The sequence below is a fragment of the Oleiphilus sp. HI0066 genome (genome assembly GCF_001635725.1).
Window position 1 is genome coordinate 1 of record NZ_LWFH01000218.1, and the last position, 848, is coordinate 848.

Consider the following 848-nt stretch of genomic DNA (forward strand, 5'->3'; position numbering starts at 1 on the left):
ATATTGTTGAGCCTAGTTGGCTGTGGTGAACTCGGACTAATAAGTGACTCTGACACCATAGACACGACCATAACGCCAGACTACGTGGAACCAATAGAGGCTTTTAATATTGACTCGAATGACATAACAGTTATTGAGGTCACTAACGCACTTCTACCAACACCAAGAACAGTACCCGAACTCACAAATTTGGTTAGTAATAAAAACCAAATTTTACTCTTAGATATAGATTTATCTGGCGATCGCGATAACGAAGATTTCCCATCCGATAGAGGCGCAAGTCCTGAATTCATAAGCTATTTGGATCCAAGCGAAACAAGTAAACTATATTTTCTCGACCTAGCCTCTCGAAGAGAGCAAGTCATATTCGACCTAGAATCAAATACAAATATCATTGGAGATCGCATATTTTGCCAACTGCTGGCCAACCAGATACTCGACAATGATGCTTTGAGACAAGATAAGTTCGAGCCAAAGCAAGAGCTAAAGCTCTTAGCATCTACAGCCGACACAGACTGTTCAGACTTAGCGCAAGTAAATTATTTCCGTTTTAATATTTCGCCAAATGAAGATAATCAATACAGGGTTCAGCAGCCTGTAGAGGTAGAAGTTCCAGATCCCGACAGCTCAGACCCAGATGCGACAAAAGTAGAATTTGAACTGCAAAACATCTCCTATTCAATTTATCAAGCGACACGTGAGACTGCGCCAGAAAGCCTGTTTTATCAAAGCGATTTAATCGTAAACATCCCGAGCATTGGCTATGCACTTTTAAACTACAGCGAGAGCGATTCAGTTTTAACATCACCATCAACGCTCGCTTACGACCTGCAACAACCAATTGATTC

The 848-nt window shown here is 41.3% G+C and carries 1 protein-coding gene; it reads left to right on the top strand.

The annotated features are described in order from the left end of the window. Positions 1–848 (top strand): hypothetical protein (locus tag A3738_RS30470; RefSeq protein ID WP_197473550.1); only part of this gene is annotated, 848 nt, incomplete at both ends.